Annotated in this window: 19 protein-coding genes; 2 read left to right on the top strand and 17 right to left on the bottom strand. The window is 71.3% G+C overall.

All coding sequences use genetic code 11. From position 1 onward, the window contains the following. Nucleotides 1-61: 61 nt before the first annotated feature. The gene (gene fmt / locus OG974_RS10850; protein WP_327282486.1) at nt 62-1,006 is read right to left on the bottom strand and encodes a methionyl-tRNA formyltransferase; all 945 of its coding nucleotides are present in this window, start codon (nt 1,004-1,006) and stop codon (nt 62-64) included. Nucleotides 1,007-1,295: 289 nt separating this feature from the next. Between fmt and OG974_RS10855 the strand changes: the two genes are divergently transcribed. Beyond that, the gene (locus tag OG974_RS10855; RefSeq protein WP_327282487.1) at nt 1,296-1,814 is read left to right on the top strand and encodes a hypothetical protein; all 519 of its coding nucleotides are present in this window, start codon (nt 1,296-1,298) and stop codon (nt 1,812-1,814) included. A gap of 271 nt (nt 1,815-2,085) precedes the next feature. Here OG974_RS10855 and OG974_RS10860 read toward each other — a convergent pair whose 3' ends face one another. The 14 genes from OG974_RS10860 to pyrR form a co-directional block, all read right to left on the bottom strand. Beyond that, on the bottom strand, nt 2,086-4,218 hold the full coding sequence (locus OG974_RS10860; RefSeq protein ID WP_371646307.1) for a primosomal protein N': 2,133 nt from the start codon (nt 4,216-4,218) through the stop codon (nt 2,086-2,088). A 137-nt stretch (nt 4,219-4,355) separates the two neighbouring features. After that, a complete protein-coding gene (gene metK / locus OG974_RS10865; RefSeq protein ID WP_327282489.1) occupies nt 4,356-5,564 on the bottom strand; it encodes a methionine adenosyltransferase in 1,209 nt (402 codons plus the stop codon). 195 nt (nt 5,565-5,759) lie between these two features. Beyond that, a complete protein-coding gene (gene coaBC, locus OG974_RS10870; RefSeq protein WP_327282490.1) occupies nt 5,760-6,974 on the bottom strand; it encodes a bifunctional phosphopantothenoylcysteine decarboxylase/phosphopantothenate--cysteine ligase CoaBC in 1,215 nt (404 codons plus the stop codon). A 99-nt stretch (nt 6,975-7,073) separates the two neighbouring features. After that, nucleotides 7,074-7,346 (bottom strand): DNA-directed RNA polymerase subunit omega, encoded by a 273-nt coding sequence (rpoZ, locus tag OG974_RS10875; protein WP_004948662.1) that lies wholly within the window; start codon nt 7,344-7,346, stop codon nt 7,074-7,076. A gap of 73 nt (nt 7,347-7,419) precedes the next feature. Beyond that, the gene (gene gmk, locus OG974_RS10880) at nt 7,420-7,983 is read right to left on the bottom strand and encodes a guanylate kinase (protein WP_371646310.1); all 564 of its coding nucleotides are present in this window, start codon (nt 7,981-7,983) and stop codon (nt 7,420-7,422) included. A gap of 61 nt (nt 7,984-8,044) precedes the next feature. Next, nucleotides 8,045-8,368, bottom strand: coding sequence for an integration host factor (locus OG974_RS10885; RefSeq protein ID WP_008740406.1), 324 nt, complete (start codon nt 8,366-8,368; stop codon nt 8,045-8,047). Between the two features lie 301 nt (nt 8,369-8,669). Beyond that, entirely contained in the window at nt 8,670-9,512 is an 843-nt protein-coding gene (gene pyrF, locus OG974_RS10890) for an orotidine-5'-phosphate decarboxylase (protein ID WP_371646790.1), read from the bottom strand. A 26-nt stretch (nt 9,513-9,538) separates the two neighbouring features. Next, entirely contained in the window at nt 9,539-10,648 is a 1,110-nt protein-coding gene (locus OG974_RS10895) for a quinone-dependent dihydroorotate dehydrogenase (RefSeq protein WP_327282492.1), read from the bottom strand. Nucleotides 10,649-10,732: 84 nt separating this feature from the next. Beyond that, a complete protein-coding gene (carB, locus tag OG974_RS10900; RefSeq protein ID WP_327282493.1) occupies nt 10,733-14,041 on the bottom strand; it encodes a carbamoyl-phosphate synthase large subunit in 3,309 nt (1,102 codons plus the stop codon). Further along, entirely contained in the window at nt 14,034-15,191 is a 1,158-nt protein-coding gene (gene carA, locus OG974_RS10905) for a glutamine-hydrolyzing carbamoyl-phosphate synthase small subunit (protein ID WP_327282494.1), read from the bottom strand. Before carA ends, carB begins: the two co-directional genes overlap by 8 nt. Then, nucleotides 15,188-15,769, bottom strand: a complete 582-nt coding sequence (locus OG974_RS10910) for a hypothetical protein (RefSeq protein WP_327282495.1) — start codon at nt 15,767-15,769, stop codon at nt 15,188-15,190. Before OG974_RS10910 ends, carA begins: the two co-directional genes overlap by 4 nt. Continuing rightward, on the bottom strand, nt 15,766-17,052 hold the full coding sequence (locus tag OG974_RS10915) for a dihydroorotase (protein ID WP_327282496.1): 1,287 nt from the start codon (nt 17,050-17,052) through the stop codon (nt 15,766-15,768). The genes OG974_RS10910 and OG974_RS10915 overlap by 4 nt, the downstream gene beginning before the upstream one ends. A gap of 2 nt (nt 17,053-17,054) precedes the next feature. After that, nucleotides 17,055-18,044, bottom strand: a complete 990-nt coding sequence (locus tag OG974_RS10920) for an aspartate carbamoyltransferase catalytic subunit (protein WP_327282497.1) — start codon at nt 18,042-18,044, stop codon at nt 17,055-17,057. Between the two features lie 111 nt (nt 18,045-18,155). After that, nucleotides 18,156-18,752 (bottom strand): bifunctional pyr operon transcriptional regulator/uracil phosphoribosyltransferase PyrR, encoded by a 597-nt coding sequence (gene pyrR, locus OG974_RS10925; RefSeq protein WP_327282498.1) that lies wholly within the window; start codon nt 18,750-18,752, stop codon nt 18,156-18,158. A 263-nt stretch (nt 18,753-19,015) separates the two neighbouring features. On the opposite strand from pyrR, the gene bldD reads away from it, so the two are divergent. After that, the gene (bldD, locus tag OG974_RS10930) at nt 19,016-19,516 is read left to right on the top strand and encodes a transcriptional regulator BldD (protein ID WP_007263032.1); all 501 of its coding nucleotides are present in this window, start codon (nt 19,016-19,018) and stop codon (nt 19,514-19,516) included. Between the two features lie 208 nt (nt 19,517-19,724). Here bldD and nusB read toward each other — a convergent pair whose 3' ends face one another. Together nusB and efp are read right to left on the bottom strand one after the other, a co-directional pair. Then, a complete protein-coding gene (gene nusB, locus OG974_RS10935) occupies nt 19,725-20,156 on the bottom strand; it encodes a transcription antitermination factor NusB (RefSeq protein WP_327282499.1) in 432 nt (143 codons plus the stop codon). A 2-nt stretch (nt 20,157-20,158) separates the two neighbouring features. Beyond that, nucleotides 20,159-20,725 carry an elongation factor P gene (gene efp, locus OG974_RS10940; RefSeq protein WP_327282500.1) on the bottom strand — a complete coding sequence of 189 codons (567 nt, stop codon included), beginning with the start codon at nt 20,723-20,725 and terminating at the stop codon, nt 20,159-20,161. Nucleotides 20,726-20,767: the final 42 nt, after the last annotated feature.

The following is a 20,767-nucleotide window of genomic DNA, read 5'->3' on the forward strand; positions in this document are numbered from 1 at the left end:
CGGGTTTACGAGGTGCTGCTGTTGACTGCGGGCCGGTGCCCGAACGGGTTGCCGGTACGGATCAGCCTACGACCGCGGCGCCGACCCGCTCGCCGGGAGCGATCCGCACGCCGCGCGCCCAGTCGGCGCCGCGCATCGGCTTCTTGCCCTGGGGCTGTACCCAGAGCAGTTCCACGGCGTGCGAGCCGGTGCCGACGTACACGTTGTTCTTGGCCGCGGCGAGCTCGCCGGGCGCCAGGTCGGTGCGGTCGGTGACCAGACCGACGGAGATCAGCTTGAGCCGCTCCCCGCGGAAGACGGTCCACGCGCCGGGGGCGGGGGTGCAGCCGCGCACGACGCGGTCGGCGCGCATCGCCGGGGCGTTCCAGTCGATCCGGGCGTCCTCGACGGTGATCTTGGGGGCGAGGGAGAGCCCGTCGGCGGGCTGTCCGACGGCGCGCAGGGTGCCGTCCTCGATGCCGTCCATGGTGGCGGCCAGCAGGCCGGCGCCGGCGAAGGCCAGGCGGGTCAGCAGGTCGCCGCTGGTGTCGGTGGGCCGGATCTCCTCGGTCAGGTGCCCGTAGACGGGGCCGGAGTCCAGGCCCTCCTCGATGAGGAAGGTGGAGGCGCCGGTGACCTGGTCCCCGGCCATGATCGAGTGCTGCACGGGCGCGGCGCCGCGCCAGGCGGGCAGCAGCGAGAAGTGGAGGTTGACCCAGCCGCGGCGGGGGATGTCGAGGGCGCTCTTGGGCAGCAGCGCGCCGTACGCGACGACCGGGCAGCAGTCGGGGTCGATCTCGCGCAGCCGGGCCTGGAACTCGGGGTCCCGCGGCTTGGCCGGCTTGAGGACCTCGATGCCGGCTTCCTCGGCGCGCTCGGCGACCGGGCTGGCGACGAGCCGGCGGCCGCGGCCGGCCGGTGCGTCGGGCCGGGTGACGACGGCGGCGACCTCGTGGCGCCCGGAGGCGATCAGGGCGTCCAGGGCGGGCACGGCGACCTCGGGGGTGCCTGCGAAGACGAGCTTCACTTGGGTCCTACCTCGCTATCTCGACTGTCAGCAGCACACCAGTCTATGGTCCCGGCGCCCGAGGGGGCTCCCCGGCCCGATCGGCGGGCGTCCGGACGGTACCTGGCGGTCCGTCAGGGGGCGTACGCACACACGCGCGCCTCTCGCATATGCCGACACGCCCCCGGTGCGTGACTTCCGTGCCGTTTGGCGCGTTGGTCAAGAGAGATTGACCGAAAGCCGGGCCGCGCGATGAGAACGGTGTCTGCGGCCCGATCCGCTCTTCAGCACCGGTTCGAGAGGCTTCTTCATGGCCGACCACGCCACCCACGACGCCCAAGCACGGGCCAGCCTGCACCTCCTGGTGCGGGACATCGAGCGGGTTCGCCGGCAGGTGGATGCTCTGCGTACGCTCACCGCCCAGCTCGGCAATGTGTACCGCCCGCGCCGCTCGGGTCCCTCCACGGGCTTCGTCGTCTACGGCCGGGCTCCCGCGCCCACCGTCCGCCTCGCGCAGGAGCTGCGGGACAGCGTCGAGACGCTGGTGACCGCCGCGGTGGACTTCGACCGCTCGCTCGGCTTCTCGTGGGACGCTGTGGGTTCCGCGCTCGGCGTCACCAAGCAGGCCGTGCACCGCCGGTACGGGGCCCGCCGGGCCCAGGCCGCGGAGTCCGCGGAGCCGCTGGCCGAGGGCACGAGCGCGCGGACCCTCGGGCCGCTGCCCACGGTCCCGGCGGCCCGTTCGGTGCCGCCGCAGCCGGTGCGCGAGGAGTCCCAGGCCGCGGCCGCGTCCCGCTCCGCGGCTTTCCCGGGGCCCCGCAACGGCTGACCCGCGGCCGGCCGCCGGAACGCCGACCTCCGACGGCCGAGGGGGCCCGCCCCCGTACCCAGCGCCTCCGGCGGAACGACCCGCGTGGTCGTCCCGCCGGAGGCGTTCGGCTGCGCCGGGTCAAAGCCGCCGGAAGGCCACGGGCCCGCCCCGTCCGGCCGTGTGCGGCACGAGCCGGGTTCGTGCCCCCCGGCGCCCCTGCCGGGCGATGGCCGGACCCCACCCCGCGCCGCCCGCGCCCGATGGCCCATGCCCGAGCCCGAGCAGGGGCCTAGCCGATGTCCGGGGGGTCGATGCGGACGCGGATCGCCTCCACCGCCGGGACTCCGCGGGCCAGCCGGGCCGCCTGGGCCGCCTTGAGGGCGGCCGCGAGTGCGGCCCCGCTGCCGGGCGGGACGCGGACCAGGGCCCGCTCCCCCGGCGACGGCTCGCCGCGCCGCCCCGGCACCGGGACCGGGCCCAGCACCTCCGCGTCCGGTGGCAGCCCGGCGCCGGCCAGGAAGGCCTCCACCGCCTCGCCCCGGCCGGCCACGGCCGCCATCCGGGACACCGGCGGGAAGCCGAGCTGGGCCCGCTCCGCGAGCTCCCGTACCGCGTGGCCCACCGGGTCCCAGCGCACGAGGGCCTGGACCGGCCGCAGCGTCGGCTCGGCGACCACGACGACCTGCCCCTCGCCCCGGACCAGCGAGGCGGCCGCGATCCACCGGCGCAGCGCGTCCTCGCCGGCCCGCAGGTCGGGCCGGGTCAGCATCGCCCAGCCGTCCAGCAGCAGCGCCGCCGCGTACCCGGCGCCCGCCGCGACCGGCTCGGCGCCGGGGGTGCACACGACGAGCGCGGGCCGGTCGGGCACCTCGTCGAGGACGTGGTCGCGGCCGGACGTGCGGACGGGCACGGCCGGAAAGGCCCGCCCCAGCTCCTCGGCGGTCCGTCGGGCGCCCACCACCTGGGCGCGCAGCCGGAACGACCCGCACTCCTCGCAGTGCCAGGCGGTCTCCTGCCTGCCGCACCAGCCGCAGTGCAGGTCCCGCGCGTCGGGGGCCTCCAGCGGCCCGGCGCAGACCTTGCAGCGGGCGGGGGTGCGGCACCGCTCGCAGGCCAGCCGAGGTGCGTAACCGCGCCGGGGCACCTGCACGAGCACGGGCCCGGACTTCAGCCCCTCCCGTACGGTCTCCCAGGCCAGGCTCGGCAGCCGGGCGGCGCGCGCCGCCTCGTCCCGGGCCAGCAGTTCGTCGCCCACGGTCCGGATCCGGGGTGCGCAGGCCCGTACCGTCTCCCGGTCGGCGACGAGCGGACGGGCCCAGCCCGTCTCGACCAGTTGGGCGGCCTCCACGGTGCAGCTCGTGCTCCCGGCCAGGAATCCGCAGCCGTCGCCGACGGCGCGCAGCTCCAGCACCTCCCGTACGTGCGGGAACGGTGCGTTGTCGTCGCTGTGGCTGGAGTCGCCGTCGTCCCAGATCGCGACCAGCCCGAGGTCCTGTACGGGCGCGAACATCGCGGCGCGGGTGCCGATGACGGCCCGCACCGAGCCCCGGTGCACGGCGAGCCACTGGCGGTATCGCCTCTCGGGGCCGGATTCGGCGGTCAGCAGCGCGTGCCGTCCCTCACCGAGCAGGGCGGTCAGTGCGGCGTCGACCCGGGCTGCGGTGCGCCCGTCGGGCAGGACGGCGAGGGCTCCCCGACCGGAGGCGAGGGTGGCGGCCATGGCACGGGCCAGCTCGTCGGCCCAGCCGGGGCCGGGCAGGGCCGTCCAGACGGCGCGGGGTGCGCCGCCGCCGGCGAGGGCCCGCAGGAAGGCGGGGCCGGAGCCGTACCGCGTCCAGCCGCCGGGTTCGGGGGCGGCGGGCGGCGGCAGCGGTTCGGGCGAGGGCTTGGCCTCGGCGCGGGCGTTGCGCGGGGGCAGGGCGAGCTGGAGCACGTCGGCCAGGCTGCCCGCGTACCGGTCGGCGACCGCCCGGGCCAGGGCGAGCATGCTCGGGGTGAGCACGACCTCGGGCGACACCACGTGGGCGAGGGCGGCCAGGGCGCCGTTGTAATCGGATTCGGCGCGGCGTTCGACGATGAACCCGTCGATGAGGCCGCCGCCCTCGCGGCGGCCGCCGTGGACCTGGTGGGAGCCGGCGCCGAAGCGGACCCGGACACGGACGCCGGGCCGGGCGGCCTCGGAGAGCTCTTCGGGAACGGCGTAGTCCCAGAGCTGGTCGAGGTGGAGCACGCCCTTGTTGACGAGGATCCGGGCGACCGGCAGCTCCTTGGCGAGGGCGGCGCCGCGCCAGGTGCGCGGTTTGGCCTTGGGGGCCTTGGCCTTCGCTTCGGCGACCATCTCCCGCATCAGCGCGAGCTGCTCCGGCGGACCGCCGGGACTCTCGTCCCCGCCCCGCTGCCCGGATTCGTTCGTGCTGCTCACACCCGCATTCTTACCAAACCCCACCGACAACGGACGGGCCCGGCCGGGCCCTGCACCGGGCGCCCGGTGCACGCGTACGGCCCCGGACCACAGGGGTCCGGGGCCGTACGGCTGCGTACGCGGGGTACGCGGGGGTCTTACAGGCCGGCGGCCGCGCGCAGGGCGTCGACGCGGTCGGTGCGCTCCCAGGTGAAGTCCGGCAGCTCGCGGCCGAAGTGGCCGTACGCGGCGGTCTGGGCGTAGATCGGGCGCAGCAGGTCGAGGTCGCGGATGATCGCGGCCGGGCGGAGGTCGAAGACCTGGCCGATCGCGTCCTCGATCTTCTGGACCTCCACCTTGGCGGTCCCGAAGGTCTCGACGAACAGGCCGACGGGCTCGGCCTTGCCGATGGCGTACGCGACCTGGACCTCGCAGCGCGAGGCGAGGCCGGCGGCGACCACGTTCTTGGCGACCCAGCGCATCGCGTACGCGGCGGAGCGGTCGACCTTCGACGGGTCCTTGCCCGAGAAGGCGCCGCCGCCGTGGCGGGCCATGCCGCCGTACGTGTCGATGATGATCTTGCGGCCGGTCAGGCCGGCGTCGCCCATCGGGCCGCCGATCTCGAAGCGGCCGGTCGGGTTCACCAGCAGCCGGTAGCCGTCGGTGTCGAGCTTGATGCCGTCCTCGACGAGCTCCTTGAGCACGTGCTCGACGACGAACTCGCGGATGTCCGGGGCGAGCAGCGAGTCCAGGTCGATGTCCGAGGCGTGCTGCGAGGACACGACGACGGTGTCGAGGCGGACGGCCTTGTCGCCGTCGTACTCGATGGTGACCTGGGTCTTGCCGTCGGGGCGCAGGTACGGGATGGTGCCGTTCTTGCGGACCTCGGACAGGCGGCGCGAGAGCCGGTGCGCGATGTGGATCGGCAGCGGCATGAGCTCGGGCGTCTCGTCGCACGCGTAGCCGAACATCAGGCCCTGGTCGCCCGCGCCCTGCTTGTCGAGCTCGTCCTCGTCGCCCTCGACGCGCTTCTCGTAGGCGGTGTCGACGCCCTGCGCGATGTCGGGGGACTGCGCGCCGATGGACACCGACACGCCGCAGGAGGCTCCGTCGAAGCCCTTCTTCGAGGAGTCGTAGCCGATCTCAAGGATCTTGTCGCGGACGAGCTGCGCGATCGGCGCGTACGCCTTCGTCGTCACCTCACCGGCGATGTGGACGAGACCGGTGGTGATGAGGGTCTCCACGGCCACACGCGAGGTCGGGTCCTCGGTGAGAAGTGCGTCGAGGATCGTGTCGCTGATCTGGTCAGCGATCTTGTCGGGGTGACCCTCGGTGACAGACTCCGAGGTGAACAGGCGACGGGACACAACGCTCCCTGGGGTTGCAGCGGCTGCTGGCTGATCATTTGGCGGAACCACACCGGGAGCTGCGCCCGGTCTCGTTCCGAATGCAGTTTATCGGTCGCCACCGTTTGCCGGACCACCTGTCTCGCCTTGTGGGAGGCACGTGACCTGCGGCACTCCATTCTGGCTCATGGAATCGGCTACGAGAAGAGCAGTCGCTCAGGCGCGTCGCGGTGCGAGTCGCGAAGTGACCTGATCCCAAATCGCTTCGGCCAGCGCCTCCTTCGGTCCATAGGGAACCTGAGTCTCGCCCCCATCGGAGGCCAGGATGACGGCCTCGTTCTCCTCCGAACCGAAGGTCTTGCTTTCGCCGACCTCGTTCACGACGAGAAGATCACACCCCTTGCGGAGCAGTTTGGCCCGGCCGTTCGCGAGCACGTCGTCGGTTTCGGCGGCGAAACCGACCACGACCTGGCCTTCCCGGGCCCGGTCGGCCGAGATCTCGGCGAGGACGTCGGGGTTGCGCACGAGGGCCACCGGGGCCGGTTCCTGCCCGTCCTTCTTCTTGATCTTGCCGCCCGCGTACTCGGCCGGCCTGAAGTCGGCCACGGCCGCGGCCATCACGACGGCGTCGGCGTCGGAGGCCGCCTTGAGGACGGCCTCACGCAGCTGTACGGCCGTCCCGACCCGTACGACGTCCGCGCCGGCCGGGTCGGCCAGTGCGGTGTTGGCGGCCACGAGGGTGACCCGGGCCCCGCGGGCGACGGCCGTGCGGGCCAGCGCGTAGCCCTGCTTGCCGGAGGAGCGGTTGCCGAGGAAGCGGACCGGGTCGAGCGGCTCGCGCGTGCCGCCCGCGCTGATCACCACGTGCCGGCCGGCCAGGTCGGGCTCGGCCACCCCTCGGGCCAGGACCCTGCGGCACACCTCGTAGATCTCCTCGGGGTCGGGCAGCCGCCCCTTGCCGGTGTCCTTCCCGGTGAGCCGGCCGACGGCGGGCTCGATGACGACGGCGCCACGGCGGCGCAGCGTGGCCACGTTCTCCTGGGTCGCGGGGTGCTCCCACATCTCGGTGTGCATGGCGGGGGCGAACACCACCGGACAGCGGGCGGTGAGGAGCGTGTTCGTGAGGAGGTCGTCGGCGAGGCCGTGGGCGGCCTTGGCGAGCATGTCGGCGGTGGCGGGGGCGACGACGACGAGGTCGGCCGCCTGGCCGATGCGGACGTGCGGGACCTCGTGGACGGTCTCCCAGACCTCCGTCCCGGCCGGGTTCCCGGATAGCGCGGCCCAGGTGGCCTCGCCCACGAAGTTCAGGGACGCCGCCGTGGGGACGACACGCACCTCGTGCCCGGACTCGGTCAGCCGGCGCAGCAGCTCGCACGCCTTGTACGCGGCGATCCCGCCGCTGACTCCGAGCACGACCTTCGGCTTACCCACCACACACGCCCCTATCGCTGATCGTCGTACCCGTCTATGACACACCACAGGCCCGGCAGATGTTCTGCCGGGCCTGTGGTGAAAGGAATTCTCGGTGCCTTACTGGGCCGGGGCCTCGATGGCCTCGGAGGTCAGCAGACCCGCGTTGATCTCGCGCAGCGCGATCGAAAGCGGCTTCTCGTGGACGTGGGTGTCCACCAGCGGGCCTACGTACTCAAGCAGGCCCTCACCGAGCTGCGAGTAGTACGCGTTGATCTGACGCGCGCGCTTGGCCGCGTAGATCACGAGGCTGTACTTCGAGTCCGTGGCCTCAAGCAGCTCGTCGATCGGCGGGTTGATGATGCCCTCGGGCGCAGTGATGGAAGAGGACACGCTCTACCTTCCGAAGATGGGTTGAAAGATCGAAACGTTGGCGAACACCGATCGACTGAACATCGATCAACGATCAAACAACTTCCATCAAGGCTAGCAGCTCACGCGCCACGTCCTCGACGGAGGTGTTGACCAGGGTGGTGTCGAACTCGGATTCGGCAGCGAGCTCGACCTTGGCGGTCTCCAGCCTGCGCTGGATGACCTGGGGCGACTCGGTGCCGCGTCCGGTGAGCCGGCGGACCAGCTCGTCCCAGCTCGGCGGCGCCAAGAAGACGAGCTGCGCCTCGGGCATGGACTCGCGGACGAGTCGGGCGCCCTGCAGATCGATCTCCAGGAGGACGGGCTCGCCGTTCTCCAGTCGTTCCGACACCGCGCCGCGCGGTGTGCCGTAGCGGTTGCCCGCGAACTCGGCCCACTCCAGCAGCTCGCCATTGGCGATCAGCTTGTCGAACTCGTCGTTGTTGACGAAGAAGTAGTGGACTCCGTGTCGCTCACCGGGCCGCGGCTTGCGGGTGGTGGCCGACACCGAGAGCCATACCTCGGGGTGGACCTTGCGCATATGCGCGACGACCGTGCTCTTGCCGACCCCCGAGGGGCCGGAGAGCACGGTCAGCCGCGGACGAACCTCTGCTGCCATAGAGCGATTATCCAGGTTCTCGGGACTGCCTGAGAACGCCGGGAGAACTTCAGGCAACGCGTCAGCCGGCAGGAGTGCCGAACTCACGCTCCAGAGACGCGATCTGGTTGGAGCCGAGACCTCGGACACGCCGGGACTCGGAGATGCCGAGGCGCTCCATGATCTGCTTGGCACGGACCTTGCCCACGCCGGGCAGGGACTCCAGCAGGGCGGAGACCTTCATCTTGCCGATGACGTCGTTCTCCTGACCCGTCTTGATGACCTCTTGGAGCGAAGCGCCGGAGTGCTTGAGTCGATTCTTCACCTCGGCCCGCTCCCGGCGAGCCGCGGCGGCCTTTTCGAGCGCGGCTGCGCGCTGTTCAGGGGTAAGGGGCGGAAGAGCCACGCCTGCGTCACCTCGGATGTCGAACTGTCGGATACGGACCGGTGCGGAGCCCCAGGGCGCCACACCAGGCGAATGCCCGAACAGCGGTGGAACTCGTTCGCTGCTCGTTCACTCTGGTCGGAGACTAGCGGCCTGGGCCGCTCCAGTCAGCGAGAACGGACGAAAAGTCCTGGTCAGCCTCCACTGAACCGTACATCACGGACAAAACACCCCGGTTTTGTCCGATGAAAGACGTTCGATTTTCGTCAGACCGTACGACGTGCGGCGCGGCCGGCCCGTCCGACGGCACTCCCGAGAAGGCTCAGGCCGAGACCGCCTCGCGGATTTCGTCGGCGAACCGGGTGGCCGAGTCGCGCAGGGCGGCGGCGTCCGGACCGTGCTTCAGCACGCCCCGCGACACGTTCGGAACCACGTTGCGCACGGCCGCGCCGAAGACCGCCGGCAGGTCGGCCGCCGTCGCGCCCTGCGCGCCGATGCCGGGAGCCAGCAGCGGACCGTTGATGTCCAGGTCGAAGGACGACAGGTCGCCCAGCGTGGCGCCGACCACCGCTCCGAAGGAGCCCATCGGGGAGGCGCCCACGTTCTCCGCCGCGAGGTGCCCCAGCATCGTCGCGCCGACGGTCCGGCCGTCCTCGCGTACCGCGCGCTGCACCTCCGCGCCCTCCGGGTTCGAGGTCAGCGCGAGTACGAACAGACCGGCGCCCGAGCGGCGTGCGAGTTCCACCGCCGGCTCCAGCGAGCCGTAGCCCAAGTACGGGGAGACCGTCAGGGCGTCGGAGAAGAGCGGCGAGGACGGCGACAGGAAGGTCTGCGCGTACGCGGCCATGGTCGAGCCGATGTCGCCGCGCTTCGCGTCCATCACGACCAGCGTGCCCGCGGCCCGCGCATCGGCCACGGTCTGCTCCAGCACCGCGATGCCCTTGGAGCCGAAGCGCTCGAAGAAGGCCGCCTGCGGCTTGAAGACGGCGACCGAGTCGGCCAGCGCCTCGACGACCGTGCGGGAGAACTTCTCCAGGCCCGCGATGTCGTCGTTCAGGCCCCACGACGAGAGGAGGGCCGCGTGCGGGTCGATGCCCACGCACAGCGGGCCGCGCGCGTCCATCGCCGCGCGCAGGCGGGTGCCGAAGGGGGTGACGGGGGTCACGGCGGTCTCGTGCGCGTGGGTCTCGGTCACTGGGCGGCCTTTCGGGTTTCGGCGCCGACGGCCTCGGCGAGGGTCGCGTAGGGGCTGTTGGCCAGGCGCGCGGCCAGACCCTTGTGAATGGCGCGGGCGTAGAACGGGCCCTCGTAGATGAACGCGCTGTACCCCTGGACGAGGGTCGCGCCGGCCAGGATGCGCTGCCAGGCGTCCTCGGCGTTCTCGACGCCCCCGACGCCCACCAGCACCAGGCGGTCGCCCACACGGGCGTACAGGCGGCGCAGGACCTCCAGGGAGCGCTCCTTGACCGGGGCGCCGGACAGACCCCCGGTCTCCTTCACGAGCTCCGGGGCGGACTTCAGGCCCAGCCCGTCGCGCGCGATGGTGGTGTTGGTCGCGATGATGCCGTCCAGGCCCAGCTCCAGCGCCAGGTCCGCGACCGCGTCCACGTCCTCGTCCGCGAGGTCCGGCGCGATCTTCACCAGGAGCGGGACCCGGCGGTCGGTCACGGTGCGGTCCGCGGCCTCCCGCACGGCCGTCAGGAGCGGGCGCAGGGACTCGGTGGCCTGGAGGTTGCGCAGGCCCGGCGTGTTCGGCGAGGAGACGTTGACGACCAGGTAGTCCGCGTGGCGGGCCAGCCGCTCCGTGGAGACGACGTAGTCCGCCACGGCCTCCTCCTCCGGCACGACCTTGGTCTTGCCGATGTTGACGCCCACGACAGTCTTGAAGACCGGCACGCGGGCCGCCAGGCGGGCCGCCACGGCCGCAGAGCCCTCGTTGTTGAAGCCCATGCGGTTGATCAGCGCGCGGTCCGCCACGAGGCGGAACAGCCGCTTCTTGGGGTTGCCCGGCTGCGCCTGGGCCGTGACCGTGCCGATCTCGATGTGGTCGAAGCCGAGCATCGACATCCCGTCGATGGCGACGGCGTTCTTGTCGAAGCCCGCCGCGAGGCCGAACGGGCCGTGCATCCGCAGGCCGAGCGCCTCGGTGCGCAGCTCCTTGTACCGCGGTGCGAGGGCAGCCGCCACGAAGGTGCGCAGCACGGGGGTGCGGGCCGCGCCGCGGATCCAGCCGAAGGCCGCGTAGTGGGCCTGCTCCGGGTCCATGCGCTTGAAGACCAGGTTGAAGAAGAGCTTGTACATGTCGAGAAGATCCCTTGTGCGCTCATGACGAGGGGGACACCGACGCGCAGGCGCGCATCCGTGTCCCCCTCCTCGTACGGGCTGCTAGTCGCGGGCCGCGGTCAGGTGCTCCGCGTGCTCCTGGAGCGAGCGGACGCCCACGTCGCCGTGGCCGAGCGCCTCGATGCCCTGGACGGCCGCGGCGAGCGCCTGGACCGTGGTCAGGCACGGGACGCTGCGCGCCACGGCCGCCGTGCGGATTTCGTAGCCGTCGAGGCGGCCGCCGGTGCCGTACGGGGTGTTGACGATCAGGTCGACCTGGCCGTCGTGGATGAGCTGGACGATGGTCTTCTCGCCGTTCGGGCCCTCGCCCTCGCTGAGCTTGCGCACCACGGTGGCGTTGATGCCGTTGCGGCGCAGCACCTCGGCGGTGCCGGAGGTGGCCATCAGCTCGAAGCCGTGGGCGACCAGCTCGCGCGCCGGGAAGATCATCGAGCGCTTGTCGCGGTTGGCCACCGAGATGAACGCCCGGCCCTTGGTGGGCAGCGGGCCGTAGGCGCCGGCCTGCGACTTGGCGTAGGCCGTGCCGAAGACGGAGTCGATGCCCATGACCTCGCCGGTGGAGCGCATCTCCGGGCCGAGGACGGTGTCGACGCCGCGGCCCTGGATGTCGCGGAAGCGCGACCACGGCATGACGGCCTCCTTGACGGAGATCGGCGCGTCGAGCGGCAGGGTGCCGCCGTCGCCGGTCTTCGGGAGCATGCCCTCTTCGCGCAGTTCGGCGATGGTCGTGCCGAGCGAGATGCGGGCGGCGGCCTTGGCGAGCGGGACCGCGGTCGCCTTCGAGGTGAAGGGGACGGTGCGGGAGGCGCGCGGGTTGGCCTCCAGGACGTAGAGGATGTCACCCGCCATCGCGAACTGGATGTTGATCAGGCCGCGTACGCCGACGCCCTTGGCGATGGCCTCGGTGGAGGCGCGCAGGCGCTTGATGTCGAAGCCGCCGAGGGTGATCGGAGGCAGGGCGCAGGCCGAGTCGCCGGAGTGGATGCCGGCTTCCTCGATGTGCTCCATCACGCCGCCGAGGTAGAGCTCGGTGCCGTCGTAGAGGGCGTCGACGTCGATCTCGATGGCGTCGTCGAGGAAGCGGTCGACCAGCACGGGGCGGGTCGGGGAGATCTCCGTGGACTCGGCGATGTACGACTCCAGGCGCGCCTCGTCGTAGACGATCTCCATGCCGCGGCCGCCGAGGACGTACGAGGGGCGGACGAGGACCGGGTAGCCGATCTCGTCGGCGATGGCCTTCGCGCCCGCGAACGTGGTGGCGGTGCCGTGCTTGGGGGCGGGCAGGCCCGCCTCGGCGAGGACCTGGCCGAAGGCGCCGCGGTCCTCGGCGGCGTGGATGGCCTCCGGCGGGGTGCCGACGACCGGGACGCCGTTGTCCTTGAGGGCCTGGGCGAGACCGAGGGGGGTCTGGCCGCCGAGCTGGACGACGACGCCGGCGATGGGGCCGGCCAGCGACTCGGCGTGGACGATCTCCAGCACGTCTTCGAGCGTCAGCGGCTCGAAGTACAGGCGGTCGGAGGTGTCGTAGTCGGTGGAGACGGTCTCCGGGTTGCAGTTGACCATCACGGTCTCGTAGCCGGCGTCGCTGAGGGCGAAGGAGGCGTGGACGCAGGAGTAGTCGAACTCGATGCCCTGGCCGATGCGGTTCGGGCCGGAGCCCAGGATGATCACCGCGGGCTTCTCGCGGGGCGCGACCTCGCTCTCCTCGTCGTACGAGGAGTAGAAGTACGGGGTCTTCGCGGCGAACTCGGCGGCGCAGGTGTCGACCGTCTTGTAGACCGGGCGGACGCCCAGCGCGTGACGGACCTCGCGGACGACGTCCTCGCGCAGGCCGCGGATCTCGGCGATCTGTGCGTCGGAGAAGCCGTGGCGCTTGGCTTCGGCGAGCAGCTCCGGCTGGAGCTTCTCGGCGGCGGCCAGCTCGTCGGCGATCTCCTTGATCAGGAAGAGCTGGTCGACGAACCAGGGGTCGATCTTCGTGGACTCGAAGACCTCTTCCTGGGTGGCTCCGGCGCGGATGGCCTGCATGACGGTGTTGATGCGGCCGTCGGTCGGGCGGACGGCGGTGGCGAGGAGTTCTTCCTTGTCGCCGACGGGGCCGACGAAGGTGAACTGCGAGCCCTTCTTCTCCAGGGAGCGCAGGGCCTTCTGGAGGGCCTCGGTGAAGTTGCGGCCGATGGCCATGGCCTCGCCCACCGACTTCATCGTGGTGGTGAGGGTGGCGTCGGCGAGCGGGAACTTCTCGAAGGCGAAGCGCGGGGCCTTGACGACGACGTAGTCGAGGGTCGGCTCGAAGGAGGCCGGCGTCTTCTCGGTGATGTCGTTGGGGACCTCGTCGAGGGTGTAGCCGATGGCCAGCTTGGCGGCGATCTTCGCGATCGGGAAGCCTGTGGCCTTCGACGCGAGCGCCGAGGAGCGCGAGACGCGCGGGTTCATCTCGATGACGATGACGCGGCCGTCGACCGGGTCGATCGCGAACTGGATGTTGCAGCCGCCGGTGTCGACGCCGACCTCGCGGATGATCGCGATGCCGATGTCGCGCAGCCGCTGGTACTCGCGGTCGGTGAGCGTCATGGCCGGGGCGACGGTGATGGAGTCGCCGGTGTGGACGCCCATCGGGTCGAAGTTCTCGATGGAGCAGACGACGACCACGTTGTCCTTGGTGTCGCGCATGAGCTCCAGCTCGTACTCCTTCCAGCCGAGGATGGACTCCTCCAGGAGCACCTCGGTGGTCGGGGAGAGCGTGAGGCCCTGTCCGGCGATGCGGCGCAGCTCGTCCTCGTCGTGGGCGAAGCCGGAGCCGGCGCCGCCCATGGTGAAGGAGGGGCGGACGACGACGGGGTAGCCGCCGAGCGTGTCGACGCCCTTGAGGACGTCGTCCATGGTGTGGCAGATGACCGAGCGGGCGGACTCGCCGTGGCCGATCTTGGCGTTGACGGCCTCGACGACGCCCTTGAAGAGGTCGCGGTCCTCGCCCTTGTTGATGGCCTCGACGTTGGCGCCGATGAGCTCGACACCGTACTTCTCCAGCACACCCTGCTCGTGCATGGAGATGGCGGTGTTCAGTGCGGTCTGGCCGCCGAGGGTGGGGAGCAGCGCGTCGGGGCGCTCCTTCGCGATGATCTTCTCGACGAACTCGGGGGTGATCGGCTCGACGTACGTGGCGTCGGCGATCTCCGGGTCGGTCATGATCGTCGCCGGGTTGGAGTTCACCAGGATGACCCGCAGGCCCTCGGCCTTGAGGATGCGGCAGGCCTGGGTGCCGGAGTAGTCGAATTCGGCGGCCTGCCCGATGACGATCGGGCCGGAGCCGATGACCAGGACGGACTGGATATCGGTGCGCTTAGGCACGCTCGGCCTCCATCTGGGCGGTGCTCATCAAAGACGTGAAGCGGTCGAAGAGGTACGCGGCGTCGTGCGGGCCGGCGGCCGCTTCGGGGTGGTACTGGACGGAGAAGGCCGGCTGGTCGAGCAGCTGGAGGCCTTCGACGACCTGGTCGTTCAGGCAGACGTGGGAGACCTCGGCGCGGCCGTAGGGGGTCTCGGAGACCTTGTCGAGGGGCGCGTCGACGGCGAAGCCGTGGTTGTGCGCGGTGATCTCGACCTTGCCGGTGGTGCGGTCCTGCACCGGCTGGTTGATGCCGCGGTGGCCGTACTTCAGCTTGTACGTGCCGAAGCCGAGCGCGCGGCCCAGGATCTGGTTGCCGAAGCAGATGCCGAAGAGCGGCGTCTTGCGCTCCAGGACGCCCTGCATGACGGCGACGGGGCCGTCGGCGGTGGCCGGGTCGCCCGGGCCGTTGGAGAAGAACACGCCGTCCGGGTTGACCGCGTACACGTCCTCGACGGTGGCGGTGGCGGGCAGCACGTGCACCTCGATGCCGCGCTCGGCCATCCGGTGCGGGGTCATGCCCTTGATGCCGAGGTCGACGGCTGCCACGGTGAACTTCTTCTCGCCGATGGCGGGGACGACGTACGCCTCCTTGGTGGCGACCTCGGCGGAGAGGTCGGCGCCCTTCATCTGCGGGGAGGCCTGGACCTTGGCCAGCAGTTCGGCGTCGGCGGCGATGCTCTCGCCGGAGAAGATGCCGACGCGCATGGCGCCGCGCTCGCGCAGGTGGCGGGTCAGGGCGCGGGTGTCGATGCCGGAGATGCCGACGACGCCCTGCTTGACCAGCTCCTCGTCCAGCGAGCGCTGCGAGCGCCAGTTGGACGGGACGCGGGCGGGGTCGCGCACGACGTACCCGGCGACCCAGATGCGGGCGGACTCGGGGTCCTCGTCGTTGACGCCGGTGTTGCCGACGTGCGGGGCGGTCATCACGACGACCTGCCGGTGGTACGACGGGTCGGTGAGGGTCTCCTGGTATCCGGTCATGCCGGTGGAGAACACGGCCTCGCCGAAGGTCTCCCCCACAGCGCCGTAGGCGCGGCCGCGGAAGATCCGACCGTCCTCCAGGACGAGTACGGCGGGAGCTTTGGCTGCTCCCCTGGTGGAGGTCGTCATCGTTCGGCGCCTTCCGTCGTGATGGATTGGTTCATGAGATTGATGGCTTCGACCCAGGCGGCGTGTTCGGCCGCGCGGTCGGAGCGGAATCCGGAGTCGATCAGCTTGTCGCCGTGCGCCCAGGTGACGACGAGGAGACCGCCCTCGGTGAGTACCTTGCCCGCGATTCCCTTGTCGAGGCGGGCGCCGCGCAGCTGCGCGGCCGGTACGAAGAAATCGGTGGCACCCGGACGGACCACGTCCAGGCCCGCGTCGGTGAGCGTGAGCTCGACGCGGCTGCGCACCCCCAGGCCGTGGGCGACGATCCGGTCGAGCCACTGTCCGGCGGTGGTGGAGCCGTGGTAGCGGCCGGTCAGGGCCAGTCGGTGCTCGGGGAGCCCGTCGGGGGCGGCGGGCAGCTCCGGCAGATCGCTCTGCAGGGCGCCGCGCCATTTCCAGCCCTGCCGCATCAGCCAGTACACGAACGCGATGAAGACGAGCAGACCGATGACCCACGCGATGCGGGCGCCCCAGTCCGTCACCTCCGCCGACCGTCGTTCGGCGGCCTCGGCGGCCAGTTGGATTACTGCAGGTGTCACGCCAGTTTCCCGTCCACGACCGTTGCCCGGCCCCGCAGGAAGGTGTGAGTGACGCGACCCGGCAGCTCACGGCCCTCGTAAGGCGTGTTGCGGCTGCGGGAGGCGAAGTGTGCGGGGTCCACGACACCACGGTACGAGGTATCGACCAAGGTCAGGTTCGCGGGTTCACCTGCCGAGACGGGCCGGCCGTGGTTCTCCAGGCCGCCGATCCGCGCCGGGGCGAAGGACATGCGCTGGGCGACGCCGGCCCAGTCGAGCAGCCCGGTCTCGACCATCGTCTGCTGGACGACGGAGAGGGCGGTCTCCAGGCCGACCATGCCCATGGCGGCGGCGGCCCACTCGCAGTCCTTGTCCTCGTGCGGGTGCGGGGCGTGGTCGGTGGCGACGATGTCGATCGTGCCGTCGGCGAGCGCCTCGCGCAGGGCCAGCACATCGCGCTCGGTGCGCAGCGGCGGGTTGACCTTGTAGACCGCGTTGTACGAGCGGACCAGCTCGTCGGTGAGGAGGAGGTGGTGCGGGGTGACCTCGGCGGTGACGTCGATGCCGCGGGACTTGGCCCAGCGGACGATCTCGACGGAGCCGGCGGTGGAGAGGTGGCAGATGTGGACGCGGGAGCCGACGTGCTCGGCGAGGAGGACGTCGCGGGCGATGATCGACTCTTCGGCGACGGCCGGCCAGCCGCCGAGGCCGAGCTCGGCGGAGACGACGCCCTCGTTCATCTGGGCGCCCTCGGTGAGGCGGGGCTCCTGGGCGTGCTGGGCGACGACGCCGCCGAAGGCCTTCACGTACTCCAGGGCGCGGCGCATGATCACGGCGTCGTCGACGCACTTGCCGTCGTCGGAGAAGACGGTGACGCGGGCGGCCGACTCGTGCATGGCGCCCAGCTCGGAGAGCTGCTTGCCCTCCAGGCCGACGGTGACGGCGCCGATGGGCTGCACGTCGCAGTAGCCGGACTCCTTGCCGAGGCGCCAGACCTGCTCGACGACGCCGGCGGTGTCGGCGACCGGGAAGGTGTTGGCCATGGCGAAGACGGCGGTGTAGCCGCCGGAGGCGGCGGCGCGGGTGCCGGTCAGCACGGTCTCGGAGTCCTCGCGGCCGGGCTCGCGCAGGTGGGTGTGCAGGTCGACGAGGCCCGGGAGGAGGACCTGGCCCTCGGCCTCGATGACCTGGGCGCCCTCTGCGGACAGGCCCGTACCGACCTCGGCGATGGTCTCGCCGTCGATCAGGACGTCCTGCGCCTCGCCACCGAGTACCTTCGCCCCACGGATCAGGATCTTGCTCATGATTACTTGCTCTCCTCGATGCGGGGCGTGCTGGTGGTGGTGACGGCGGGCTCGGAGCCTCCGAGCAGCAGGTACAGGACGGCCATCCGGGTGGAGACGCCGTTGGCGACCTGCTCGACGGCCGTGCAGCGGTCGGAGTCGGCGACCTCGGCGGTGATTTCCATGCCGCGGTTCATCGGGCCGGGGTGCATCACGATGGCGTGCTCGGGCATCTTGGCCATGCGGTCGCCGTCGAGCCCGTACCGGCGGGAGTACTCGCGCTCGGTCGGGAAGAAGGCGGCGTTCATGCGTTCGCGCTGCACACGCAGCATCATCACCGCATCGGACTTCGGCAGCACGTCGTCGAGGCTGTACGAGACCTCGCAGGGCCAGCTCTCGACGCCGATCGGGACCAGGGTGGGCGGGGCCACCAGGGTGACCTCGGCGCCGAGGGTGTGGAGCAGCTGGACGTTGGAGCGGGCGACGCGGCTGTGCAGGACGTCGCCGACGATCGTGATGCGGCGGCCGTTCAGGTCCTTGCCGAGGCCTGCGTCGCGGCCGACCAGGCGGCGGCGCATGGTGAAGGCGTCCAGCAGGGCCTGGGTGGGGTGCTCGTGGGTGCCGTCGCCGGCGTTGACGACGGCCGAGTCGATCCAGCCGGAGGTCGCGAGCCGGTAGGGGGCGCCGGAGGCGTGGTGGCGGATGACGACCGCGTCGGCGCCCATGGCCTCCAGGGTCAGCGCGGTGTCCTTGAGGGATTCGCCCTTGGAGACCGAGGAGCCCTTGGCAGAGAAGTTGATCACGTCGGCGGACAGGCGCTTGGCGGCGGCTTCGAACGAGATCCGGGTGCGGGTCGAGTCCTCGAAGAAGAGGTTGACGACGGTGAGGCCGCGCAGCGTGGGCAGCTTCTTGATCGGCCGGTCCGCGACGCGTGCCATCTCCTCGGCGGTGTCGAGGATCAGGACGGCGTCGTCGCGCGTGAGGTCGGCGGCCGAGATGAGGTGGCGCTTCATCTGGGTGCTCCGTAAGTCGAGGAGGGCAGAGCGGCGGACTGGAGGGAGTGCGGGCAGGGCAGGGCGGGGCCCCGCGCGGACCCCGCGACCGGGGGCCCGCACTCGTTCGGGCTACTGCCCGGCGGGCGTGTCGGTCCGCTGGCCGAGCAGCACGGCGTCTCGGCCGTCCTCCTCCTGGAGCTGGACCTTGACGGTCTCCCGCAGCGACGTGGGGAGGTTCTTGCCGACGTAGTCGGCGCGGATCGGCAGTTCGCGGTGGCCGCGGTCGACGAGGACCGCGAGCTGCACGGCGCGGGGGCGGCCGAGGTCGCCCAGGGCGTCGAGGGCGGCTCTGATGGTGCGGCCGGAGAAGAGCACGTCGTCGACGAGGACGACGAGACGGCCGTCGATGTCGTCGCCGGGGATCTCGGTGCGGCCGATCGCGCGGGCGGGCTTCATCCGCAGGTCGTCGCGGTACATGGTGATGTCCAGGGACCCGACCGGGATCTTCGTACCGGTGATCTCCTGGAGTTTGGCGGCCAGCCGGCGGGCGAGGAACACACCGCGGGTGGGGATGCCGAGGAGCACCACGTCGTCGGCGCCCTTGGCGCGTTCGACGATCTCGTGGGCGATGCGGGTCAGTACCCGCGCGATGTCCTGTGCCTCAAGCACGGGGCGCGTCGCCTCGGTGCCCTGGGCACCGGCGTTCTGAGCAGCCTGAGCGTCCATGAAAAGGACCTCCTTCTCCGCCTCACGGGACGGACCTTAAAGGACGTCTGATGTACGTGCTCCACGGTACCAGGACGATTGCGGGGACCCGGCACCGGGCCCGTGCGGGACCCCTCGTCCGTGGGCGTGCGACATCATTCGGCTTGACGCATCCAAGTAACGCTGCGTAACCTCACAGTGAGTTACCAGCCGCGCGGCGGAGCCGCACGTGGTCCATGTCGTAGCGTCCATGTCGTCACAGCGTCACAGCGTCCGGGAGCGTTATGTCCAGCGAATACGCCAAACAGCTCGGGGCCAAGCTCCGCGCCATCCGCACCCAGCAGGGCCTCTCCCTCCACGGTGTCGAGGAGAAGTCTCAGGGCCGGTGGAAGGCCGTGGTGGTCGGGTCGTACGAGCGCGGGGATCGCGCCGTGACCGTCCAGCGCCTCGCCGAGCTCGCGGACTTCTACGGAGTGCCGGTGCAGGAACTGCTGCCGGGCACGACTCCCGGCGGGGCCGCCGAGCCTCCGCCGAAGCTGCGCCTCGACCTGGAGCGCCTGGCGGGCGTGCCCGCCGAGAAGGCCGGTCCGCTGCAGCGTTACGCGGCGACCATCCAGAGCCAGCGCGGAGACTACAACGGCAAGGTGCTGTCGATCCGCCAGGACGACCTGCGCACCCTCGCCGTCATCTACGACCAGTCCCCCTCGGTCCTGACCGAGCAGCTGATCAGCTGGGGCGTGCTCGACGCGGATGCGCGTCGTGCCGTGGCGCACGAGGACATCTAGTCCGCGGGGCCAGGACCAGCAGAAACGTTACCGGCGTGGGCCGGGAGCCAGCAGTGGCTCCCGGCCCGCGCCGGTTTCGTGTGTGCCCCGGTCGTGGGCGGGCCGGTCCCGGTGCGGCCCGGGGCCCGGGGAGGGCGTCCGTGGAACGGACGGAGGGCCCGCAGCGCGCGTGCGCTGCGGGCCCTCCGTCCTCGCCGAACCGCCTGGGCTACTCGCCCCGCCGCAGGCTCGGCTTCAGGTCCTTGAAACGGGCCAGCATCCCGTTCACGAACGAGGGGGACTCGTCCGTCGAGAACTCCTTGGCCAGCTGGACGGCCTCGTCGATGGCCACGGCGTCCGGGGTCTCGTCCACCCAGATCAGCTCGTAGGCACCGAGCCGCAGGATGTTCCGGTCCGCGACCGGCATCCGGTCGAGTTCCCAGTCCACGGCGTACGTGACGATCAGGTCGTCGATGCGGTTCACCTTGTCGGCGTAACCCTCGACGAGATCCATCGTGAAGGCGCTGACGGGCGGCTGCCGGTCGTCCGACCGCGCGTGGCGGATCCAGTCCGCGAGGACCTCGCGCACGGGCACCCCGCGCTGGTCGGCCTCGAACAGGATCTGGAAGGCGCGCTTGCGTGCGTTGCTGCGGGCAGCCACGGTTAGCTGTTCACCCGGCCGAGGTAGTCGCTGGTGCGGGTGTCGACCTTGATCTTCTCGCCCGTGGTCACGAACAGCGGGACCTGGATCTCGTGGCCGGTCTCCAGGCGCGCCGGCTTGGTGCCACCGGTGGAGCGGTCGCCCTGGACGCCCGGGTCGGTGTGCTCGATGACCAGCTCGACGGCGGCCGGGAGCTCGACGTAGAGCACCTCGCCCTCGTGCTGGGCGACGGAGGCGGTGAAGCCCTCGATGAGGAAGTTGGCGGCGTCGCCGACGGCCTTCTTGTCGACCATCAGCTGGTCGAAGGTCTGCATGTCCATGAAGACGAAGTAGTCGCCGTCCATGTACGAGAACTGCATGTCACGGCGGTCGATGGTGGCCGTCTCGACCTTCGTGCCGGCGTTGAACGTCTTGTCGACGACCTTGCCGGAGAGCACGTGCTTGAGCTTGGTGCGCACGAAGGCCGGGCCCTTGCCGGGCTTGACGTGCTGGAACTCGACGACGGACCAGAGCTGGTCACCGTCGAGCTTGAGCACCATGCCGTTCTTGAGGTCGTTCGTGGAAGCCACGGTTGCGGAATCTCCTGCACTGGAAGACCACGGGTGCGCGCA

Source organism: Streptomyces sp. NBC_00597 (genome assembly GCF_041431095.1).
Classification (GTDB): Bacteria; Actinomycetota; Actinomycetes; order Streptomycetales; family Streptomycetaceae; genus Streptomyces.